Origin of the sequence: Curtobacterium sp. 1544, assembly GCF_040544915.1 — a bacterium.
GTDB lineage: Bacteria > Actinomycetota > Actinomycetes > Actinomycetales > Microbacteriaceae > Curtobacterium > Curtobacterium pusillum_C.
Map to the genome: position 1 here is coordinate 25,943 of NZ_JBEPKX010000006.1, position 19,368 is coordinate 45,310.

Annotated in this window: 16 protein-coding genes; 7 read left to right on the forward strand and 9 right to left on the reverse strand. The window is 73.3% G+C overall.

Going from position 1 to position 19,368, the window contains the following annotated elements:
- Positions 1 to 31: 31 nt before the first annotated feature.
- The 4 genes from ABIC61_RS05415 to mtrA form a co-directional block, all read right to left on the reverse strand.
- Positions 32 to 703, reverse strand: a complete 672-nt coding sequence (locus ABIC61_RS05415) for a ComF family protein (RefSeq protein WP_354029090.1) — start codon at positions 701 to 703, stop codon at positions 32 to 34.
- A 101-nt stretch (positions 704 to 804) separates the two neighbouring features.
- Positions 805 to 2,487, reverse strand: a complete 1,683-nt coding sequence (locus tag ABIC61_RS05420; RefSeq protein ID WP_354029091.1) for an LpqB family beta-propeller domain-containing protein — start codon at positions 2,485 to 2,487, stop codon at positions 805 to 807.
- Entirely contained in the window at positions 2,487 to 4,163 is a 1,677-nt protein-coding gene (gene mtrB / locus ABIC61_RS05425; protein ID WP_354029092.1) for an MtrAB system histidine kinase MtrB, read from the reverse strand. The genes ABIC61_RS05420 and mtrB overlap by 1 nt, the downstream gene beginning before the upstream one ends.
- A 5-nt stretch (positions 4,164 to 4,168) precedes the next feature.
- A complete protein-coding gene (gene mtrA / locus ABIC61_RS05430) occupies positions 4,169 to 4,843 on the reverse strand; it encodes an MtrAB system response regulator MtrA (RefSeq protein WP_354029093.1) in 675 nt (224 codons plus the stop codon).
- 161 nt (positions 4,844 to 5,004) lie between these two features.
- Between mtrA and ABIC61_RS05435 the strand changes: the two genes are divergently transcribed.
- The 5 genes from ABIC61_RS05435 to ABIC61_RS05455 are packed head-to-tail and all read left to right on the forward strand — an operon-like array spanning position 5,005 to position 10,610.
- Positions 5,005 to 6,405: a glycerophosphoryl diester phosphodiesterase membrane domain-containing protein gene (locus ABIC61_RS05435; RefSeq protein ID WP_354029094.1), complete on the forward strand. Its 1,401-nt coding sequence runs from the start codon at positions 5,005 to 5,007 to the stop codon at positions 6,403 to 6,405.
- Complete coding sequence (locus tag ABIC61_RS05440) at positions 6,402 to 7,040, forward strand: DUF4129 domain-containing protein (RefSeq protein WP_354029095.1); 639 nt, start codon at positions 6,402 to 6,404, stop codon at positions 7,038 to 7,040. The genes ABIC61_RS05435 and ABIC61_RS05440 overlap by 4 nt, the downstream gene beginning before the upstream one ends.
- Positions 7,037 to 8,266, forward strand: coding sequence for a DUF4350 domain-containing protein (locus ABIC61_RS05445; RefSeq protein WP_354029096.1), 1,230 nt, complete (start codon positions 7,037 to 7,039; stop codon positions 8,264 to 8,266). Before ABIC61_RS05440 ends, ABIC61_RS05445 begins: the two co-directional genes overlap by 4 nt.
- Positions 8,263 to 9,258, forward strand: coding sequence for an AAA family ATPase (locus tag ABIC61_RS05450; RefSeq protein ID WP_502908785.1), 996 nt, complete (start codon positions 8,263 to 8,265; stop codon positions 9,256 to 9,258). The genes ABIC61_RS05445 and ABIC61_RS05450 overlap by 4 nt, the downstream gene beginning before the upstream one ends.
- Positions 9,258 to 10,610, forward strand: coding sequence for a DUF58 domain-containing protein (locus ABIC61_RS05455; protein ID WP_354029097.1), 1,353 nt, complete (start codon positions 9,258 to 9,260; stop codon positions 10,608 to 10,610). The genes ABIC61_RS05450 and ABIC61_RS05455 overlap by 1 nt, the downstream gene beginning before the upstream one ends.
- On the opposite strand, the gene ABIC61_RS05460 is transcribed toward ABIC61_RS05455, so the two are convergent.
- Positions 10,607 to 11,602: a stage II sporulation protein M gene (locus tag ABIC61_RS05460; RefSeq protein WP_144757340.1), complete on the reverse strand. Its 996-nt coding sequence runs from the start codon at positions 11,600 to 11,602 to the stop codon at positions 10,607 to 10,609. The two genes, ABIC61_RS05455 and ABIC61_RS05460, sit on opposite strands and share 4 nt — an antisense overlap.
- 66 nt (positions 11,603 to 11,668) lie before the next feature.
- Here ABIC61_RS05460 and ABIC61_RS05465 point away from each other — a divergent pair, with 66 nt between their 5' ends.
- Positions 11,669 to 12,538 carry an RDD family protein gene (locus ABIC61_RS05465; RefSeq protein ID WP_354029098.1) on the forward strand — a complete coding sequence of 290 codons (870 nt, stop codon included), beginning with the start codon at positions 11,669 to 11,671 and terminating at the stop codon, positions 12,536 to 12,538.
- Positions 12,539 to 12,715: 177 nt separating this feature from the next.
- On the opposite strand, the gene ahcY is transcribed toward ABIC61_RS05465, so the two are convergent.
- Together ahcY and ABIC61_RS05475 are read right to left on the reverse strand one after the other, a co-directional pair.
- Entirely contained in the window at positions 12,716 to 14,194 is a 1,479-nt protein-coding gene (ahcY, locus tag ABIC61_RS05470; protein WP_354029099.1) for an adenosylhomocysteinase, read from the reverse strand.
- A gap of 103 nt (positions 14,195 to 14,297) precedes the next feature.
- Positions 14,298 to 14,513: a DUF3499 family protein gene (locus ABIC61_RS05475; protein ID WP_144752489.1), complete on the reverse strand. Its 216-nt coding sequence runs from the start codon at positions 14,511 to 14,513 to the stop codon at positions 14,298 to 14,300.
- Between the two features lie 58 nt (positions 14,514 to 14,571).
- On the opposite strand from ABIC61_RS05475, the gene ABIC61_RS05480 reads away from it, so the two are divergent.
- Positions 14,572 to 15,012 (forward strand): hypothetical protein, encoded by a 441-nt coding sequence (locus ABIC61_RS05480; protein ID WP_354029100.1) that lies wholly within the window; start codon positions 14,572 to 14,574, stop codon positions 15,010 to 15,012.
- Positions 15,013 to 15,043: 31 nt separating this feature from the next.
- On the opposite strand, the gene ABIC61_RS05485 is transcribed toward ABIC61_RS05480, so the two are convergent.
- Both ABIC61_RS05485 and ABIC61_RS05490 read right to left on the reverse strand, forming a co-directional pair.
- A complete protein-coding gene (locus ABIC61_RS05485; RefSeq protein ID WP_354029101.1) occupies positions 15,044 to 16,447 on the reverse strand; it encodes a DUF5719 family protein in 1,404 nt (467 codons plus the stop codon).
- Positions 16,444 to 19,281, reverse strand: a complete 2,838-nt coding sequence (locus ABIC61_RS05490) for a glycosyltransferase (protein WP_354029102.1) — start codon at positions 19,279 to 19,281, stop codon at positions 16,444 to 16,446. Before ABIC61_RS05490 ends, ABIC61_RS05485 begins: the two co-directional genes overlap by 4 nt.
- Positions 19,282 to 19,368: the final 87 nt, after the last annotated feature.

The window sequence follows — 19,368 nt, forward strand, 5'->3', positions numbered from 1 at the left end:
ACCCACCGGACACACAGTGGCCACCGAGGGTTCACCCGTCGACGCTCGCGACCGCGATGCACCGGACCACCCGTCCACCCGCGGCGTGGACCGCCCGGACGGCCTCGGCCATCGTCACGCCCGTCGTGACGACGTCGTCCACGACCACCACGTCGCGGCCCGCGACCCCGACGGCACGGAGCGTGCCCACGGTCGCCGCGACCCGCTCGACGGCGGACCGTTCCTTCTGTCCGGAGCCGGACTCGCGCTCGGCACCGCGATCCGGGGACGGCACCCGCCGCAGGCTCCGCGGACGCCGGACTCCTCCGCGGGCGAGCAGCAGGACGACGGGGTCGAAGCCACGTCGGCGGGCACCACGGCGCGACGGCGGCACCCGGAGCAGCACGACGCCCGGCGGGGCCTCGGCGAGCGCCGCACGCACCATCGCACCGAACCGGCTGCCGAGTGGTCGAGCCAGGTCGACCCGTCCGCGGAGTTTCAGTTCGAGGAGGAGCGTGCGGACGAGGCACTCGTACTCGAAGGCGGCGTCGAGCCGGACCCCGGCGACGAGGCGCACGCGACGGCCCTGGGTGTCGAGGACGGCGCGGCAGGCACGACACAGTGCACGGTCCGGCGTGCCGCAGCCGACGCAGGCGACCGGCAGGAAGAGCCCGAGCACGGCGAGGGCCGCGTCCTGCCACGCGTGCTCCCGGTCGTCACCCATGCCACGATCCTGGAGCCGACCGTGCGTCCGCGTGGGCGGACCCGGCGGACTGTGGACGCGCCTCCAGGTCGATGCCCCTGTTGAGGAGGACCTACGCGACCTCAGCGCTGGATGCCGAGCACGTCGGCCGTGACGCCCGTCGTGCCCCAGCCGCCACCGGTGGACTGCAGGACCGACCCGTCCGACATCCGCAGCAGCATCGACCCACCGCTGCCCCCGGCGATCGCCGTCGCCCGGCCGTCCGGCTTCGGCAGCGTGTTCGACTGCCCGCCGATGGTCGTGCGGACCACGTCGGGCCCCGTCGTGGTCTGGCCGACCGATGCGACGTCGGAGTCGCTGACCCAGGCTGCGCCCACTGCGGTGCCGGTGGCGGCCTGCACGCGGACCGGGGACCCGAGCGTCGTCGGCGTGCGGTCGGACCCGCGCACGATCGCCATGACGTACAGGCTCGGGCCGTCGCTCGTCTCGATGAGCGCGAGCGCCCGCGTGGAGTCGCGCGACACCTGGAACGAGACGATTTCCCCCTTCGGCAGGGTCGTGCTCACCGCGTGCGGATCGCCGCCCAGGCCGTACGCGGTGACCTTGCGGGTGTCCTTCGACGACGCCACCCAGACGAAGCCGACGTCGTCGATCGAGGGCGCGACGAGGTCGTCCGTCGCGTCGATGCGCAGGTGGTTCCGACCCCGCACCACCGTCACGCCGTCGTCGTTGCCGATCGCAGCCGCGGTGCCGGACGCCGACAGGGCGAGCGAGGACGGGTCGAGTCCCGCGATCTCGTCGCCCATGCCGTTGCCGAGCTCCGCGACCTTCCCGCTGCCCGTCGCGGCGTAGCCGACGGCGCCGTCGTGGTCGACGAGCGGACGCGAGTCGACGTCGGGGTTCTGCACGGCCTCGGAGCCGCTGGTGTCCGGGACGGAGAACGTCGCGCCCTCGACGGTGATCGAGACGGACGAGACCGTCGCGACCGAGGCGAGCGACTTGCTGAGCTGTTCGCGCATCCGGGCTCGGTCCTGGCTGCTGGCCCGCAACGCGTCGCTGGAGAGGTCGACGAGGGCGGTGCCGCTGTCGATCGTCACGGCGTTCAGCGAGAGCTGCGTGCCCTCCGGGAACGAGGAGACGACGGACCCCTTCAGCCAGTCAGCCGGGCCGGCGAGCAGGGCACTGGCGATGCGGGTGCTCGTCGAGGAGCGGGCGAGGAACCAGCGCTCGTCGGGCACCAGGAACTTGTACGTCGGGTCGAAGAAGTACAGCGCGTGCTGCTGGAACACCGAGTCGAAGCTCACCGGGGACAGGATGATGCCGTCCGGCGCGTAGGCGATGCGCCACTCGCCGTCCTCGCGCGTGAACTGGAACGTCAGCGTCGACGAGGTCGGTCGGACGGCCTGGGTGTACTCGCCGTTCGCGTCGACGGTCGCGCTGGCGGTCAGGGTGTAGGTCAGTTCGCGCTCGCCGACGCGCTCGACCGCGGGGTTCCCCTGCCGGACCGTGACGCCACGGCGCGGGTTCCACTTCTCCGCGAAGCCCGACGACAGGAACTGCCGGGCGATGGCGTAGTCGTCCTGCGCGCCGGTGCCTGCTGCGATGAACCCGCGGAGGATCGCGGTCTGGTCGGCACCCGCCACGGGCTTGTCCGGGCGGTAGTCGACCCCGGAGAGCGACTCGTCCTTGATCGTCTGACCGGCGCGGACCGGGCCGTCGGTGGGGATCGCGGCGCAGGCGGACACGGTGATGATCGTCACCGCGGCGAGCGCCGCGGCGAGGAGGTGTCGGAGGCGGGTGCGCATCAGTCGTCCTCTCGCACGGCTCGGGGGCCCTCGTACGTCTCGTCGAGGTCCGGGAGCGGGATCGCCGACGTGGTGACGCCGACGCGCTCGTTGCGGGGCAGGGTCAGGACGAACGTCGATCCCTCGCCGGGCTTCGACCACACGTCGATGCGGCCGCCGTGCAGGTTCGCGTCGCCGAGCGAGATCGCGAGCCCCAGGCCGGTGCCGCCGATGGTGCGCTTCCGACTCGGGTCGGCGCGCCAGAACCGGTCGAAGACGCGGACGGCGTCCTCCGGCGGCATGCCGATGCCCTGGTCGCGCACGGCGATCGCCACGGTGCGGGCGTCGCTGTCGACGACGACCTGCACGGGCTTCGCGTCGCCGTGCTCGATCGCGTTGCCGACGAGGTTCCGGAGGATGCGGCGGACGCGCTTGGCGTCGAGCTGCATCGTCGTGTGGCCGCCGGGGGTCGCGAGCTGGAGGTCGATGCCGGCGCGTTCGGCGAGGGGACGGAACTCGTCGACGATGTCCGCGGCCAGCGAGGCGGGGATCACCGGCTCCGGGTCGAGCTGGACCGCCTGCGCATCGAAGCGGGAGATCTCCAGCAGGTCGGCGAGCAGCAGCTCGAACCGTTCGATCTGCGTGTGCATGAGCTCGGCGGACCGACCGACCGACGGTTCGAACGCGTGCCGGGAGTCGTAGAGCATGTCCCCGGCGAGCCGGATCGTGGTGAGCGGGGTGCGGAGTTCGTGCGACACGTCCGACACGAACCGCTGCTGGACCCGGGAGAGCTCGGCGAGCTGGGTGATCTGGCGGCTGACGGCGTCGGCCATCCCGTTGAAGCTCCGCGCGAGCGTGGCGATGTCGTCGTTGCCGCGGACCGGGATGCGTTCGTCGAGTCGGCCGGCCGCGATCTTCCGGCTCGTCTCGGCGGCACCGCGGATCGGGACCACGACCAACCGGACGACGAGCGACGTGACGAGGGCGATGAGGACCATGAGCGCCACACCGCCGATGGACAGCGTCTGCGACACGAAGTCGAGGGTCTGCTGCGCGTCCGAGAGGTCGTACACCAGGTACAGCTCGTACTGGCCGGCGCTCGGGATCTGCAGGGTCGACCCGACGGCGAGCCCGGGCTGCCGACGGCCGTCGTCCTCGAGCCGGACGGGCTGCAGGCTGAGCTTGCCGGTGTTCTTGCCCACCTCCTTGCGGAGGACGTCGGTGATCACGGCGTCCGGGAAGCCCTGGCTCGCGACGTTCTGCACCGTCTGCGGGCCGGGCTGGTCCGGGCTGCGCTCGATGGCGATGCTCGTGCCACCGGGGCTCGTCGTGTTCGACAGGATCGCCTGCTGCGCCTCGCTCTGCAGGGTCTCGAGCTCGGACTGGTTGTTGTCCTCGCCCGCGGTGGCCGCGTCGAAGATGCCCTGCGCGACGATCGTCGCGCGTGCGGACTCGGCCTCGATCTGGTCACGGCGCTGCGCGTACACGTTGTTCGAGATGCTGATCATCACGGCGGTGCCGATGATCGCGATCGCGAGACCGGTCGTCATCACCGTGATGGCGACCGACCGGAACATCAGGGAGCGTCGCCACAGGTAGGCGACACCACGCCAGCCGCGCCGCACCCAGCGCCGGAGCCGTCGCCCGATGCGCCCGGGCGTGCTCCGTGCGCCGGCGGGCGACGGTCCGGCAGGCACGGTGCTCAGGCCCCTCCGGCCCGGTACCCGACGCCGCGCACCGTGGTGACGATCTTCGGGTTGTCGGGGTCGTGCTCGATCTTCGCGCGGAGGCGCTGGACGTGCACGTTCACCAGGCGGGTGTCCGCCTTGTAGTGGTACCCCCAGACCTGCTCGAGCAGCATCTCGCGGGTGAACACCTGGTTCGGCTTCTCGGAGAGTGCACGGAGCAGGTCGAACTCGAGGGGCGTCAGCGCGATCACGGACTCGCCCCGGCGGACCTCGTGCCCGGCGACGTCGACGGTGAGGTCGCCCACGTGCAGCACGGTCGCGTCCGACGCGGAGGGACGGAGCCTGGTACGGATGCGGGCGACGAGCTCCTTCGGGTTGAAGGGCTTGACCACGTAGTCGTCCGCGCCGTTCTCGAGCCCCGCGACGACGTCGGCGGTGTCGCCCTTCGCGGTCAGCATGATGATCGGCGTCCCGCTCTCGGCGCGGATGCGCTTGCAGACCTCGATGCCGTCGATGCCCGGGAGCATGACGTCGAGGAGCACCAGGTCGGGCTTCGTGCCGTGGAAGGCGTCGATGGCGTCGTTGCCGTCGGCGCTGAACTCCGGCTCGTAGCCCTCCGAGCGGAGGACGATGCCGATCATCTCGGCGAGGGCCTGGTCGTCGTCGACGACGAGGATGCGCGGTGTCATGTGATGTGGACTCCGTGTGGCGTGCGGCGGTGCTGCGTGCGGCGGTGCCGGGTCGGCACTCGCGTCCTCACGATAGCCGAGGCCCCGTCGGGTGGCGTTTTCCGACAGGATGGTGTCGTCCGCGCGTCCGCTGCGCGGCCGAGGACCACGAGGGGGCGGCGATGTCCGATTGGCAGACACCGGGGACGTCCGGCGCGCAGCCGGGTCCGGGGACGCCCGGCACGCGACCGGGTGCGGACCGGCCTGGAGGCGCGGCGCACCAGCCCGGACCGCAGCCGTCCGCCCCGTGGCCGGTCCCCGGACCCCCGCCACCTCCGCCCGTCGGCTCACGGCCCGTCATCCCCCTCAGGCCGCTCGGCCTCGGCGACGTCCTGGCCGGCGCCTTCACCGTGTTCCGCCGGAACGCGCGGGTCCTGCTCCTCTGGAGCGTGCTGCTGAGCGGCGTGCTCGGCCTGCTCGCGACACTCGTGAGCACCTTCGGACAGCGGGCGCTGCAGTCGCGGATGCTGTCGGCCGTCGACGGCGGGAGCAGCTCGGACTCGATCATCGCCGGGTCCGTGACGCTCTTGATCGTGCTCTCCGTCGGGCTGCCGTTCCTGGCGTACCTCGGCCGGGCGTTCCTCGTCGCCCCCGTCGCCGCGGACACCGGACAGCGGATCCTCGGTCGGCGCGCCACCTTCCGCGGGCTCTGGGCGCTGCTCGCCGGTCGGCGCCGGTCGGTCGTCGCGTGGATCCTCCTGCAGCTCGCGGCCGGTGTCGTCATCGGCATCGTGTTCGTGCTCGTCTTCGTCGGCTTCGTCGCCGCACTGACGGCGGGCGACTCGAACGTGTGGGGCTTCGTGCTCGGGTTCCTCGGGATGTTCGCCGGCTTCGGGGTCGTCCTCGCCTGGCTCGGCACGAAGTTCGCGTTCACCGTCCCGACGATCGCGTTGGAGGGCCGGTCGGTGTTCTCCGCGGCGGCCCAGTCCTGGCGCCTCACCCGCGGCGCGTTCTGGCGGACCTTCGGCATCGTGCTGCTGGTGCAGGCGATGTTCGGCTTCGCGGTGTCGATCGCGTCGTTTCCGCTCTCCATCGGGTCCGTCCTGCTCAGCGGGACCTTCGACCCCCTCGGGCAGACCGACGCGTCGTCCGGTGTCGGCGTTGGCGGGATCGTCGCCGTGGTGGTCGGCAGCCTGCTCGCGATCGCGGTGCAGTGCATCGCGGACGTCCTGAACGCGTCGGTGCTGACACTGCTGACCGTCGACCGGCGCATCCGGACCGAAGCGCTCGACCAGCGGATCGCGTCGCACCTGGAGACCGGCACGCCGCCGGACCCGTACGCGCCGGCGCCGCAGGTGTCCCGGCCGCCGTGGCCGGCGCAGCCCGGTCAGCCGTGGCCCGGACAGCCGTGGCAGGGCGGGCAGCAGCCGTGGCCCGGGCAGCAGCCGTGGCCGGGACAGCCGGGGCAGCAGCCCTGGGCCGGTCCGCCGGTCCCGTCGCAGCAGCCGTGGTCGGGGCAGCCGACACCGCCGCCGGAGTGGGGCGGCGCACCGGGACGCTACCCGCCGGACGGTCGCGCATGACGATCGACCCCGACGAGGCCCGCCGACTGCTGGAACGCGAACTCGACCGGTCCGAGTACGACGGCGCCCACGTGACGTGGTGGGATCGAGCGTCCCAGTCGTTCCTCGAGTGGCTCGGCTCGCTCCGCGCCGACGGCCTCGGCTCGCCCGTCGTCGCGCACACCCTGCTCTGGGTGGCCGTCGTCGTGCTCGTCGCCGTGGTCGTGCTGGTCGTCGTGGCGCGTGGGCTCCCCCGGCGTCGTGCTCGGCTCGCCGGGCCGGGGGTCGGCGGGGTCTTCGACGACGACGACCTCCGATCGGCGGCCGAGATCGCCGACGCCGCCCGCGCTGCGCTCCGGAGCGGCGACTTCGAGGGTGCGGTGCTCGACGGCTACCGTGCCCTCGCGCGCGGCCTCGGCGAGCGCGACCTCGTGCCGGACGTCCCCGGGGCGACCGCCCGCGCGATCGCCGGGCGGGCCGCCGTCGTGTTCCCCGGTGAGACGACGCGGCTCGACCACGCGGCTCGGGTGTTCGACGAGGTCCGGTACCTCGGCGCCGTCGCCACCGAGGCCGACGCCCGTGAGGTCCTCGACACCGAGCACGCGGTCCGGACGGCTCGGCCCGCCACCGCGACGGTTCCGGCGGTCCCGGCATGACGACGACTGCACCACCGCTCGCGGGTCGGGCACCCCGAGAGGGCCGCGGGCTGCGGATCGGCTTCTGGGTCGCGATCGTCCTCGTCGGTCTGCTCCTCGCCGCGCTCACCGCCGTGGTGCAGCGGAGCGGTGGCCCCGAGCGGGACCCGCTCGACCCGGCGTCGGCGACGGCGAGCGGGTCGAAGGCGCTCGTCCGCGTGCTCGAACAGCGCGGCACCGACGTCCGGGTCGTCGACACCGCCGACCGCATCGACGCCGACGGCGGCACGGTCTTCGTCGACGACTCGCAGGGCGCGCTCGACCCGGCCGTCGCACGGCGACTCGGTCGCGAGGCAGCGCACGTCGTCCTCGTCTCGACGACCCCGGCGGTCCTCGACGCGTTCGGCCTCGACGTCGAGCCCGTCGCGCAGGTCGACGGCGACGACACCGCCGCGACCGGCACGTGCGCGATCCCCGCGGCAGCGGACGCCCGTCGGGTGACGACCACCGGGTTCGCCTTCCAGGTGCCGGACGGCGCACGCGCCCCGTCGGGCACCGACCTGTGCGCACCGACCGGCTCCGGCGACGACCGCGGGTACGGACTCGTCCGCACCGACACCCCAGCGGGCGACGTCACCCTCGTCGGCACCACCTCGGTGTTCCGCAACGACACCATCACCACGGCGGGCAACGCCGCGCTCGCCCTCGGACTCCTCGGCGACGGCGACGCGCTCACCTGGTACACGACGACGCCGGGCGCACCGGACGCGGCACCGACCCTCGGCACGCTCGCACCATCGTGGGTGCCGAGTGCCCTCGCCCTGCTCGGCCTCGTGGCCGTCGCGGCGGGGATCTGGCGCGGCCGTCGGCTCGGACCGCTCGTGGTCGAGCGGATGCCGGTGGTCGTCCGGGCCGCCGAGACCACCGAGGGCCGGGCACGCCTGTCCGCGCGGACCCGTGACCGCACGCACGCCCTGGACACCCTCCGCATCGCCGCCGTCCGACGGACCGCCCGTCGGCTCGGACTCCCCCGCTCGGCACACGTCGACGAGGTCGTCCGGGCCGCCGCCCACGCGACCGGACGATCCGACACCGACGTCGGTGCCGTGCTCGTCGGCGGGGCGACCCCGGACGACCGCGCGCTCGTCGCCGGTGCCGCGGCGCTCGACGACCTCGAGCGCGCCGTCCACGCCGCGACCACCGGCGACCAGCAGACCGACCACGACCGACGAGGAGCACGACCGTGACCGATCCGTCCCCCACCCAAACCCCGCAGACGCACCCGGCGGCGGATCCGCTCCGCGACGCGTTCGGTCGACTCCGCGCCGAGGTCGGCAAGGCCGTCGTGGGACAGGAGGGCGCCGTCTCGGGGATGATCGTCGGCATCCTGGCGCAGGGCCACGTGCTGCTCGAGGGCGTCCCCGGCGTCGCGAAGACCCTGCTCGTGCGGAGCCTCGCGGCGGCGATGTCGCTCGACACCAAGCGGATCCAGTTCACGCCGGACCTCATGCCCGGCGACGTCACCGGTTCGCTCGTCTACGACGCGTCCACGGGCACGTTCCCGTTCCGGGAGGGCCCGGTGTTCACGAACGTGCTCCTCGCCGACGAGGTGAACCGCACACCCCCGAAGACCCAGTCCGCCCTGCTCGAGGCCATGGAGGAGCGACAGGTCAGCGTCGACGGGGACGCACGGGCGCTGCCCGACCCGTTCTTCGTCGCCGCGACCATGAACCCGATCGAGTTCGAGGGCACCTACACGCTCCCCGAGGCGCAGCTCGACCGGTTCCTCATGAAGCTCACCCTCGACGTGCCCCCGCGGGACGTCGAGTGGCAGGTGCTCCGTCGGCACGCGGACGGCTTCGTGCCCCGCGACGTCCGGTCGGCGGGCATCGTGCCGGTGGTCGGCGTCGCCGAGGTCCTCGCCGCGCAGCGTGCGGTCCGGGCCGTGGGAGCACGCGACGACGTCCTGGCCTACGTCGTCGACCTCGCCCGTGCGACCCGGCAGGCGCCGTCGGTCCGGGTCGGCGTGAGCCCCCGCGGCGCGACCGCACTGCTCGCCGCGGCCAAGGCCTGGGCGTGGCTCACCGGGTACGACGCGATCACCCCGGACCACGTGCAGGCCATGCTGCTGCCGGTCTGGCGGCACCGACTCCGGGTCGCCGCGGACGCCGAGCTCGAGGGCGTCGGTGCCGACGGCGTCCTGCAGCAGGTGCTCGAGCAGGTCCGGGTGCCGATCTAGTGGCGATCTCCGGCCGGTTCGTCGCGCTCCTCGCCGTCGCGATCGTCCCGACCGTGCTGCTCGGCACGGGATGGGCGGGCCTGGCGTGGGCGGGTGTGGTCGTCGTCGCGGCCGCGGTCGACGTCCTGCTCGCCGCGGACCTCGCACGCGTGCGGGTCGAACGGCGGATGCCCCGGCTGGCCCGGCGCGACACCACGGCGGACGGCACGCTCGTGCTCGCCAACGACGGCTCCCGACGGCTGCGGGGTGTCGTCCGGGACATGTGGGAGCCGTCGGCCGGCCACGCACCACGGCGCCTCCGGATGGACGTGCCGTCCGGGGAGCGACGGACCGCGCGCATGCGGTTCGCCCCGTTCCGACGCGGCCGCCGGACCTCCGCCGGTGTCGCCGTCCGCGCGTTCGGGCCGTTCGGACTCGCCGCGCGCCAACGGGTGCTGCACGCTCCGGCCGAACTCGTCGTGACGCCGCCGTTCCGCTCACGACGGCACCTGCCCTCGCGACTCGCACGGCTCCGGGAGCTCGACGGCGAGACCACCCTGCAGCTCCGCGGCCACGGCACCGAGTTCGACTCGCTGCGGGACTACGTGCGGGGCGACGACGTCCGGTCGATCGACTGGCGTGCCACGGCTCGTCGGCAGGACCTCGTCGTGCGGACCTGGCGTCCGGAGCGCGACCGACGGGTGATCGTGGTCGTCGACGCAGGACGTGCCGGAGCCGGTCGGGTCGACGACGAACCCCGCCTGGACACCTTCATCGAGTCGGCCCTGCTGCTCGGCGCCCTGGCCGCGGCCGCCGGTGACCGGGTCGACCTCGCCGTGCTCGACGACGCCGTCCGCGGCCGCGTGCACGGTGCCACCAGGACCGACGTCGTCCAGCGGTTCGGCGAGACGCTCGCGCTCGCGGAGCCCGGTCTCGCCGCCACCGACTGGTCCGCCGTCCCCGGGCTCGTCGACTCGGTCACGACCTCGCGGGCCTTCGTCGTGCTCGTCTCCAGCCTCGACTCCGTCGGTGCCTCGGCCGACCTGCTCGCCGTGCTGCCGCGGCTCGCGCGGCGGCACGCCGTCGTCGTCACGAGCGTGACGGACCCGACCGTGGAGCGGATGGCGCGCGGGGCCCTGGAGCCGACCGACGGCGGACCGGGCCGGCGGGGCGGACGCGCGCCGTTCCTCCCGGACCGTGCCGAACGCGACGTCTACCGGCGGGCCGCTGCGGAACGGACCCTGCTCGATGCCGACGGCGTCGCCGACGTCGCCCGCCGTGCGGGTGTCGAGGTGGTGCGGGCCACGCCCGAGCAGGTGCCGCCGCTGGTCGCGGACGCGTACATCCGGGCGAAGGCGAGCGGGCGGCTCTAGCCGGCGACGAGTGCGGACGTGCCGCGCTCGAACTCCTCGAGGTCGCCGCGCTCCCCCGCGCGGTGCGCCCGACCGCCGAGCACCCACTGGTACCAGAGGACCGCGGCGAGGGCGATCGTGCCGATGCCGATCTTGACGGGCCACGGCCAGTCCTGCCGGGTCACCGTGCCCTCGACGATGCCGGAGAGCAGCAGCGTCAGGGCGAGCCCCACGGCGATCGTGATGAGGGCGCGACCGTCCTCCGCCAGGGCCTGTGCACGGGTGCGCGCACCGGGGGCCACCCACGACCAGAAGATCATCAGGCCCGCAGCCGCGGCGAGGAACACCGAGTACAGCTCGAGCTGCCCGTGCGGGGCGATGTAGAGGAAGAAGTCCCCGAGACGCCCCTGCGAGTGCATGATCGCCGCCGAGACGCCGAGGCCGATCGCGTTCTGCCCGATGGAGAACGGCACGAAGAGGCCGGTGATGCCGAACGCGACCATGGTCGCCGCGATGTAGGCGTTGTTCGTCCAGACCTGCGCCGTGAACGCACCGAGGCCGTGGTCGGAGTAGTAGTCCTGGAAGTCCTGTGTCGCGTACTGGCGGAGCGCCTCCGGCGTGCCGAACGTCGCCGTCGCGCCCGGGGTGGTGCCGATCCAGACGGCCACGACGGCGGCGATCGCGGCGGTGGCGATCGCGACCCAGATCGTCACCCAGCGGATGCGGTACAGCGCCGCGGGGAGCTGCACGACGAAGAACGAGGTGACCGCGGTGAGCGGGTCGACCGGGGTGCCCGTGAACCGGAGGCGAGCACGGAACAGGGTCAGCGACAGTCGGTCGCCGACGGCCGTGCGCGGCGCCGCTCCGCGGATGCGGGCGAGGTCGGTCGCCCCCTGCTGGTAGGCCGACACGAGCCGGTCGACGTCGGCGCCGGACGCGTGTCGTGCACGGGCGAGGCGGTCGAGTTCCTGCCAGCGCTCACGGTGCACCTCGGTGTAGGCGTCCAAGTCCACAGCGTCTCCCCCGCTCCGTCGGTGCGCGGTCGGGCGTGCCGCGACCGTCTCCGACAGAATGATCCCATGCCGAAGACCCGTGCGCCGCGTGACCTCGCCGACGGCCGGTTCGTCCGTGCCCTCGACGACACCGCCGAGGAGCTCGTGGTCGGCGAGGCCGTCGCCCTCGACGTGCAGCCGGCCGGCATCGTCCTCCGGCTCGCGGCGGCACTGCTCGACGCCGTGTGCGTCCTCGCGCTGTACGTCATGCTCATGATCGGGCTGTCGCGTGTCTGGCCCAGCGGGATCGACGACGCCTGGGCTGCCGCACTCGACATCGGGGTCCTGGTCGGGGTCCTCGTCCTGGTCCCCGCCGCGGTCGAGACGGTGACGCGGGGCAAGAGCGTCGGCCGCTACGCCACCGGTACCCGGGTCGTCCGGCTCGACGGTGGGGCGATCGGCCTCCGACACGCGTTCGCCCGGGCCCTCGTCGGGCTGTTCGAGCTGTGGATGACGGTCGGGTCCGTGGCGTTGCTCGTCGCGCTGTTCGGCTCGCGGCCGCGGCGGCTCGGGGACCTGCTCGCCGGGACCTTCGTGCAGCACGAGCGGGCGACGAAGCACCGCGACCCGCAGGTCCTCATGCCGGCCGAGCTCGTGTCGTGGGCGTCCGTCGCTGACGTCTCGGCGCTGCCGCAGCGGCTCGAGAACCGCCTCGGAGCCTTCTTCCGCGGAGCGGCCGACCTCCGGCCCGAACTCCGGGAGTCGACCGCACGGATGCTGGCCGAGGCCGTGGCGGAGTACGCGCACCCGGTGCCTGCTGTGCACCCGGAGGCCTTCCTCGCGGGGGTCGTCGTGCTGCGGCGGGAGCGGGACCTGCGGGCGCTGCGGTCGCGCGCGGCGATGCTCGACGACGCCGCGGTGCGGGCGTCCGCGCCGCCGCCCGGCTTCCCGCGCTGAGGCGGCGCGCGGCCGCACCGGCGCCGGCGCGGCGGCGCGGCGCGGGCGCCCGTTCGGCGCGGCCGTCCGGCTGCCGGTCAGACTCCGCGCCCCGTTGCGGACGTCGCGCCCCGTTGTGTCGGGGCGCGATGTTCGCAACGGGGCGCGATCGTCCGATTACCGCGGACGCGCGCCGCGTCAGTAGCGGTAGTGCTCCGGCTTGTACGGGCCCTCGACCGGGACGCCGATGTACGCTGCCTGCTCCGGACGGAGTTCGGTGAGCGCGACCCCGAGGGCGTCGAGGTGCAGGCGCGCCACCTTCTCGTCGAGGTGCTTCGGCAGGACGTACACGCCGGTCGGGTACTCCGCGCGCCGGGTGTGCAGCTCGATCTGCGCGAGCACCTGGTTCGTGAACGAGTTGCTCATCACGAACGACGGGTGCCCGGTCGCGTTGCCGAGGTTCATGAGCCGGCCCTCGCTCAGCACGAGGATCGAGCGGCCGGTCGGCAGGCGCCACTCGTGCACCTGCGGCTTGATCTCGACCTTCTCGACACCCGGCAGGGACTCGAGGCCCGCCATGTCGATCTCGTTGTCGAAGTGTCCCACGTTCGCGACGATCGCGAGGTGCTTCAGTCCGAGCATCTCGTCCACGCCGACGACGCCGAGGTTGCCCGTGCAGGTGATGACCATGTCGACCTCGCCGACGACGTCCGCCAAGCGAGCGACCTGGTAGCCGTCCATCGCCGCCTGGAGTGCGCAGATCGGGTCGACCTCGGACACGATCACCCGTGCGCCCTGGCCGCGCAGCGCCTCGGCCGCACCCTTGCCGACGTCGCCGTAGCCGACGACGAACGCCACCTTGCCGCCCATCAGGACGTCGGTCGCACGGTTCAGGCCGTCGGGCAGCGAGTGGCGGATGCCGTACTTGTTGTCGAACTTCGACTTCGTGACGGAGTCGTTGACGTTGATCGCCGGGAACTTCAGCTCACCGGAGCGGGACAGCTCGTACAGGCGGTGCACGCCCGTGGTCGTCTCCTCCGTGACGCCCTCGATGTCGGCCGCGATGCGGGTCCAGCGGTCGCTCGACTCCTGCAGCGAGGCGGCGACGGTGTCCAGGACGATCTTCCACTCGGCGCTCGCGTCGGCACCGGCCTCGGGGACTCGGCCCGCTGCCTCGGCGTCGGCTCCGGTGTGCACGAGCATCGTCGCGTCACCGCCGTCGTCGAGGATCAGGTTCGGACCGATCCACTCGGCGCCGACCGCCCCGGCCTCGGCCGACCAGTCGAAGATGCGGTTGGTGCACCACCAGTACTCCTCGAGCGTCTCGCCCTTCCACGCGAAGACCGGCACACCGGCCGGGGACTCGGGGGTGCCCGTCGGCCCGACCGCGATCGCCGCGGCGGCTTCGTCCTGCGTGGAGAAGATGTTGCAGCTCGCCCAGCGGACCTGCGCGCCGAGTGCGACGAGGGTCTCGATGAGCACGGCGGTCTGCACGGTCATGTGGAGGGAGCCCGCGATGCGCGCGCCGGCGAGCGGCTGCGACGCGCCGAACTCCTCGCGCAGGGACATCAGGCCCGGCATCTCGTTCTCGGCGAGGCGGATCTGGTGACGGCCCGCCTCGGCGAGCGAGAGGTCGGCGACGCGGAACGGTGCTGCGGTACGAGCTTCGGTGGGCATGTCCATCAGTCTTCCATGCCGGGAGGCGCGGGTCGTCAGGCGACGTCGGTCAGGTGATCCGTGCCTCCAGTCCGCCCCCTGTGGAGGACTGAGCAGGCCGTGCTCAGTCGGCGTCGCGGCGGAGCGGCTCACGCCGCACCACCTGCCAACCACGCGGCACGCGCAGCTGCGCTGCGTGGCGCTGGCAGAGGTCGTACCCGTGGGGTTCGACGCGCGTGGAGAGCGGTCCGACGACCACCATCGAGTCGCCGTAGTCGTACGTCAGCGTCGCCGCGGCGCTCGCGCCACAGGCCACCTTGCTGCAGATCCGTACGTCCATACCGCCAACGACCCTAGCGGAGCGCGGCTGCGACCGGAGTCGCGCGTACGATGTGGGGATGCGTCGCAGGACCCGTCTCGTCACACCGGTCGGCCGAGGCCGCGGCCGCTCCCGGCACGGTCGCGGCGGACGGTCCAGCGTGACCGGTCCGGACCTCGCGCCGATCATCACCCGCGCCGAGACCTTCGACCGGATCGTCGGCGACACCGCGCACTACCTGCTCGGACTGTGGCCGGACGAACTCCAGGGCGTCGTGTTCCAGGTCGCGGACATGCCGACCGACGCGACGCTCCCCGACCACATGCCGCGGTGGCGCGTCGACCGCGAACAGCGTCGCGTGACCGTGTTCCGGATCCCCGTCGAGCGCGTCACCCGCAGCCCGGAGAAGGACGACACCGACAAGCGGGTCATCATCGAGACCGCGGTGTTCCGTGCCGTCGGCGAACTGATCGACAAGGATCCGTGGGACCTGGCGCCGGACCGCTACCGCCACTGGTGACGCGCGGCGCGCGATCCACCCGCGACCCGGGTCAGGGGTAGACGCGGACCGGCGTCGACACCTCGGTCGCCGCGCGCACCGGGAACCCGGCGATACCGTCGCCGCTCTGGAACGTGACCCCCGCGACGAGACCCTTCGTCCCCGTGAGCGTGAGCTGCTTCGACACGGGCACGATCACCGTCTGCGTCGCGCCCGCGACGACGTCGACCTGCTGCTCCTCGTCGCCCGTCCGGATCGTGACCCGGGCGTCGGTGCGGGTCGGGTTCACGAACGTCAGGCGCTGGTTGTTCCCGGGCGCGAGGGCGGTGATCGTCGTCTCGCCGAGCGGCTCGGCGGACGCGAACCACCCGAGGTCCGTGCGGTCGTCGTCGGTCGGGGTCGTGGTCCGGGCGCCGGCGACGATCGGCACCGTGGAGGTGACCGTGAACGAGTAACGACCGTCCGGGAAGTCGTCGAGGGCGACGTCCGTCACGACACCGGGCTCGGCGGTGGCGTTCACGGTGGAGCCGCCGCCGTCCGAGGTGGTGATGCCGAGGGTGACGCGAGCCGCCTGGGTGCCGGGCACGAACAGCCGGACGATCGGTGCGGCGTCGGCCGTGTCGTCGCCGCGCTGTGCCTCCTGGGCGCCCTTCAGGACGACGCCGGGGATGATCTGCGTCGTCGAGGGTGCCGCTCCCCCGGAGACGATGTCGAAGCCACCCGGGGTCAGCGTGCGGACGATCGACTCCTGCATGTGGGCGACGATCTGGCCGCCGGAGGACTCGACGTGGACGACGGTGGAGCCCTGGTCGGACACGAAGCCCGACAGCGGGACGACCTTCTGCGTGTTCGGCGCGACGACGATGCCGGTCGTGCCGGGGGCGCTCACGGTGCCGGTGCCGTCGTAGATCGACAGGTCGACGGTGGCGTTCACGTCGGTCGGGTTCGAGAGCGTGACGAGGCTGGTGCGTCCGGTCTCGGTGGAGCCGCCGACGAGCCACGTCGACTGGCTCGGGTCGTCGCAGGACGCTGCGCCGACGCCGACCAGGTCGCCGCTCGAGACGCTCTGGTAGCTGCTGCCGGCGACCTGGGGCGTGGACTTCCCCGCCGGGGCGGTGAGGAGCCGCGGGTCGCTGCCGCCCGTCGTCGACGGGTCGAGCGAGGAGCGCTCGACCGTCGACCCCGTGGTCGCGGTCGCCACGGTGGCGGACCCGACCGTGCTGGCCTTCGTCGCGTCGTTGCCGGCGTCGTCGGACAGGCGGAGGGCACTGCCCGCGCAGACGCGCTCGGCGTCGGCCGGCACCGGGGTGACGGTCTTGCCGGCCGGACGTCCGGGATCGGACTCGGTGCCGAGGGCGTGCGCCGCGGTGACGGCACCGGCGGCCACGACCACGGCGATCGCGGTGGCGGTGCCGCGGACGATCCAGCGACGGACGGAGGCGGTGTCGGTGCTCATTCGTCGCGCTCCTCGTCGAAGGTGGTGGCGGGTTCCTCGGCCTCGATGACGTTCGAGGTGGCACGGCGGCGCCGGGGTGCCGTCGGCACGGCGAGCAGGGCCGCGGCACCGAAGACCACGCCGAGCACGATCAGGTAGAGCACGTGGGTGGCGTGCGCACCGGCCGATCCGGTGGAGGGCCGGTCGACGTCGCCCTCGTAGTGGAACAGCTGGCCGCTGGTCGTCTCACCGATGCTCGTGAACAGCGCGTTCTGGCCGATCGCGCCGGCGGCACGGTCGTGGACGTCGCGCGCTGCCTGGTCGTCCGAGGCGTCGTCGAGCAGGACGAAGCTGATGCCGAGCTGCCGGAGCGCCGGCTCGGGGTCGTAGCCGCTCCGGCTGGCGAGGTTGCCCGCCAGGGTCGCGAGCTGCGAGCCCGAGCGGCTCAACGTCAGGGCGGTGGAGTCGAGCGTCGACTGGTCGTCGAGCGTCGAGCCCTGACCGCGTTCGAGCGACACCGCGAGCGAGCCGTCGGTCTGCGGCTGGACGACGAGCGTCCCGACGTCCGGGTTCGCCTGTGCCTCGGCGTTCACGTACGCGCTGAGGACGCGGCCCGTGGTCGGCTGGATGACGGCGTTGCCGAGGTAGAACGCACCGAACGCCGGGGCCACGGTGACGGCGGCGAGGACGGTCGTGACGAGGCCGGCGACGGGCGCGAGCCGCGGCAGGACGTCGATGCCGATGCACGCGGCGGCGACGATCCCGAGCCAGTACACGGACAGGCCACTGCCGGGCCAGACGATCGTGGTGGTCGAGCCCACACCCGTGACGGTGACCTGGGTCGCCGCGTACGCGGTCGCGAACCCGAGCAGGGCGACGACGAGGGATCCCCCGGCGACGGCCCACCGGTGCCCGAGCATCGCGCCGATCGCGGCGACGGCGACCGGGAGCGCGAGGACGGCCATCAGGACGGGGAGGATCCACGCCGCGAGCGCGAGCCCGGACGTCGTGGGCAGCCAGCCGCTCCAGTCCGGAACGGGCTGGCCGATGGCGAGCTGGAACGCCGACGGGGCACGCGTCGCAGAGGGGACGCCGGGGTCGGCGAACACCGCGAGCACGTTGCCGCGGGAGACCTGCGCGAGCACCAGCGGCAGGAAGAGGACGGCGGCCGGCACCGGGATGAACACCCGGCGGTGCGCACGGCGCCAACCGACGACGAGCGACACGAGCCACGCGACGAGCAGGACGGGCAGCAGCGACGGGGCGGAGGCGGCGACCACCGCGAACAGCAGCGAGGCACCGGACGCCCAGGCCCACGACCGGTGTGCCTCGAGCACGGCGAGGAACAGCCACGGCAGCAGGACGTGCGCGATGACGGCGCCGAGGTGTCCGCTGGTGACGGCGCCGACGAGGGTCGGGGCGATCGTGTAGAGCGCCGCGCCGACGACGGGGACCCAGGTCCGGGTCGTGACCTTGCGGACGGCGAACCAGGCGCCGAGCGCGGCGACCGGGAACGCGACGAGCATCACGAGCACGACCGAGGTCGACGGCGACCAGAAGGTGATCGACCCGAGGACCGCGACGACGGCCGCGAACGGGTCGGACGGGCCCGTGAACCCGGTGCCGATCGAGTGCCAGCCGTACCCGACGTTCTGCCACAGCCGGGCGACGTCGGTGCTGAGCGGCAGGAGGCCACCCCCGGTCAGCGCCGGCGAGCCGAGGAGCGGGTACAGCGTGACGACGCTGAGGACGGCCGCGGCGAGGACGACCCAGATGCCGCCGTCGCCGAGGAACGACGCCCGGGCGATGGGGGCGTCCTCGACGCGGGCGAGTTCGACGTCCCGAGAGGTCGTGCGCCGCTCGTGCACCCGACGCCAGCTCACGCGGAGCGGCTCGACGGCGGCCCAGCCGAGCTTCTTGTTGCGGGCCAGGGTCCGACGGGAGCGCCCGACACCGCCCCCGAAGGCCACGGCGAAGGCGGCGGAGAGCTCGGCGCTGACGGCTGCGGGGTGCTTCGCGACGAGGTGACCGATCGCACGTCCGATCGCGAACGGCACGAGCGTCAGCCAGTGGATCCAGAGGACCCCGGCGGAGGCGTAGGTCATCCGTCGGTGGAGCTGCGCCTGGCGGTGCATCCGGACGCGACGACGCTCCGAGACGCGCTTGCGCCCGAATTCCTCGATCGGGCCGGCGCTCGTGACACGGGCCTCGGGGACGACGGCGACACGGTGCCCGGCGAGGCGCACCCGCACGCAGAAGTCGAGCGCGGCGTCGACGTCGGGCAGCGCCGGGTCGAAGCCGCCGAGCTCGTTCCAGATCGAACGCCGGACGAGCATCCCGCCGGCGGCCACGGCCATCACGTCGGTGTTCCGGTCGTGCTGCCCCTGGTCGAGCTCGTCCTGCACGAGGACGAGGGAGCGGCCGAAGCGGGTCATGCTCTCGCCGAACGCACGGATCACCGCCGGGTCCTCGACCGACACCGACTTCGGGCCGGCGACGACGACGGACGGTGCGATCTCGACCGCGGAGAGCAGATCGGCGAGCGCCGAGGGCGACGGCGCGTTGTCGTGCCCGAGCAGCCAGAGCCACTCGTCGACGGGCTCGTCCGCCACGGCGGGCGGCGCTTCGCGCTCGCCTCGCGCGACCGCCTCGCCGAACGGCCGACCGGCGGGCAGCCGCAGCAGTTCGGCGGAGCCGCCGAAGGACAGGTCCTTGGTGGAACCGTCGGTCGACCCGAGGTCGACGACGACGAGGTTCTCGGGGTGGCGGGTCTGGGCGGCGAGCGCGTCCAGGGTCCGGTCGAGGTGGTCCGCCCCGTTGGCGGCGACGAGGATCGCGGTGACTCTGGGCTGCATGACGGGCGTCACTCTACGGTCTGGAGGCGCGGCGCGGCCTGCGGACGGCGGCGCGCCGTGAACCTGTGGAGCGGATCACTGCACGGT

Bases quoted from the DNA above. Each gene is read 5' to 3' on its own strand.
- ABIC61_RS05415 (WP_354029090.1), bottom strand. From the start codon at position 703: ATGGGTGACGACCGGGAGCACGCGTGGCAGGACGCGGCCCTCGCCGTG.
- ABIC61_RS05490 (WP_354029102.1), bottom strand. From the start codon at position 19,281: ATGCAGCCCAGAGTCACCGCGATCCTCGTCGCCGCCAACGGGGCGGAC.
- ABIC61_RS05420 (WP_354029091.1), bottom strand. From the start codon at position 2,487: ATGCGCACCCGCCTCCGACACCTCCTCGCCGCGGCGCTCGCCGCGGTG.
- ABIC61_RS05440 (WP_354029095.1), top strand. From the start codon at position 6,402: ATGACGATCGACCCCGACGAGGCCCGCCGACTGCTGGAACGCGAACTC.
- ABIC61_RS05465 (WP_354029098.1), top strand. From the start codon at position 11,669: ATGCCGAAGACCCGTGCGCCGCGTGACCTCGCCGACGGCCGGTTCGTC.
- ahcY (WP_354029099.1), bottom strand. From the start codon at position 14,194: ATGCCCACCGAAGCTCGTACCGCAGCACCGTTCCGCGTCGCCGACCTC.
- ABIC61_RS05485 (WP_354029101.1), bottom strand. From the start codon at position 16,447: ATGAGCACCGACACCGCCTCCGTCCGTCGCTGGATCGTCCGCGGCACC.
- ABIC61_RS05480 (WP_354029100.1), top strand. From the start codon at position 14,572: ATGCGTCGCAGGACCCGTCTCGTCACACCGGTCGGCCGAGGCCGCGGC.
- ABIC61_RS05435 (WP_354029094.1), top strand. From the start codon at position 5,005: ATGTCCGATTGGCAGACACCGGGGACGTCCGGCGCGCAGCCGGGTCCG.
- ABIC61_RS05475 (WP_144752489.1), bottom strand. From the start codon at position 14,513: ATGGACGTACGGATCTGCAGCAAGGTGGCCTGTGGCGCGAGCGCCGCG.
- mtrA (WP_354029093.1), bottom strand. From the start codon at position 4,843: ATGACACCGCGCATCCTCGTCGTCGACGACGACCAGGCCCTCGCCGAG.
- ABIC61_RS05445 (WP_354029096.1), top strand. From the start codon at position 7,037: ATGACGACGACTGCACCACCGCTCGCGGGTCGGGCACCCCGAGAGGGC.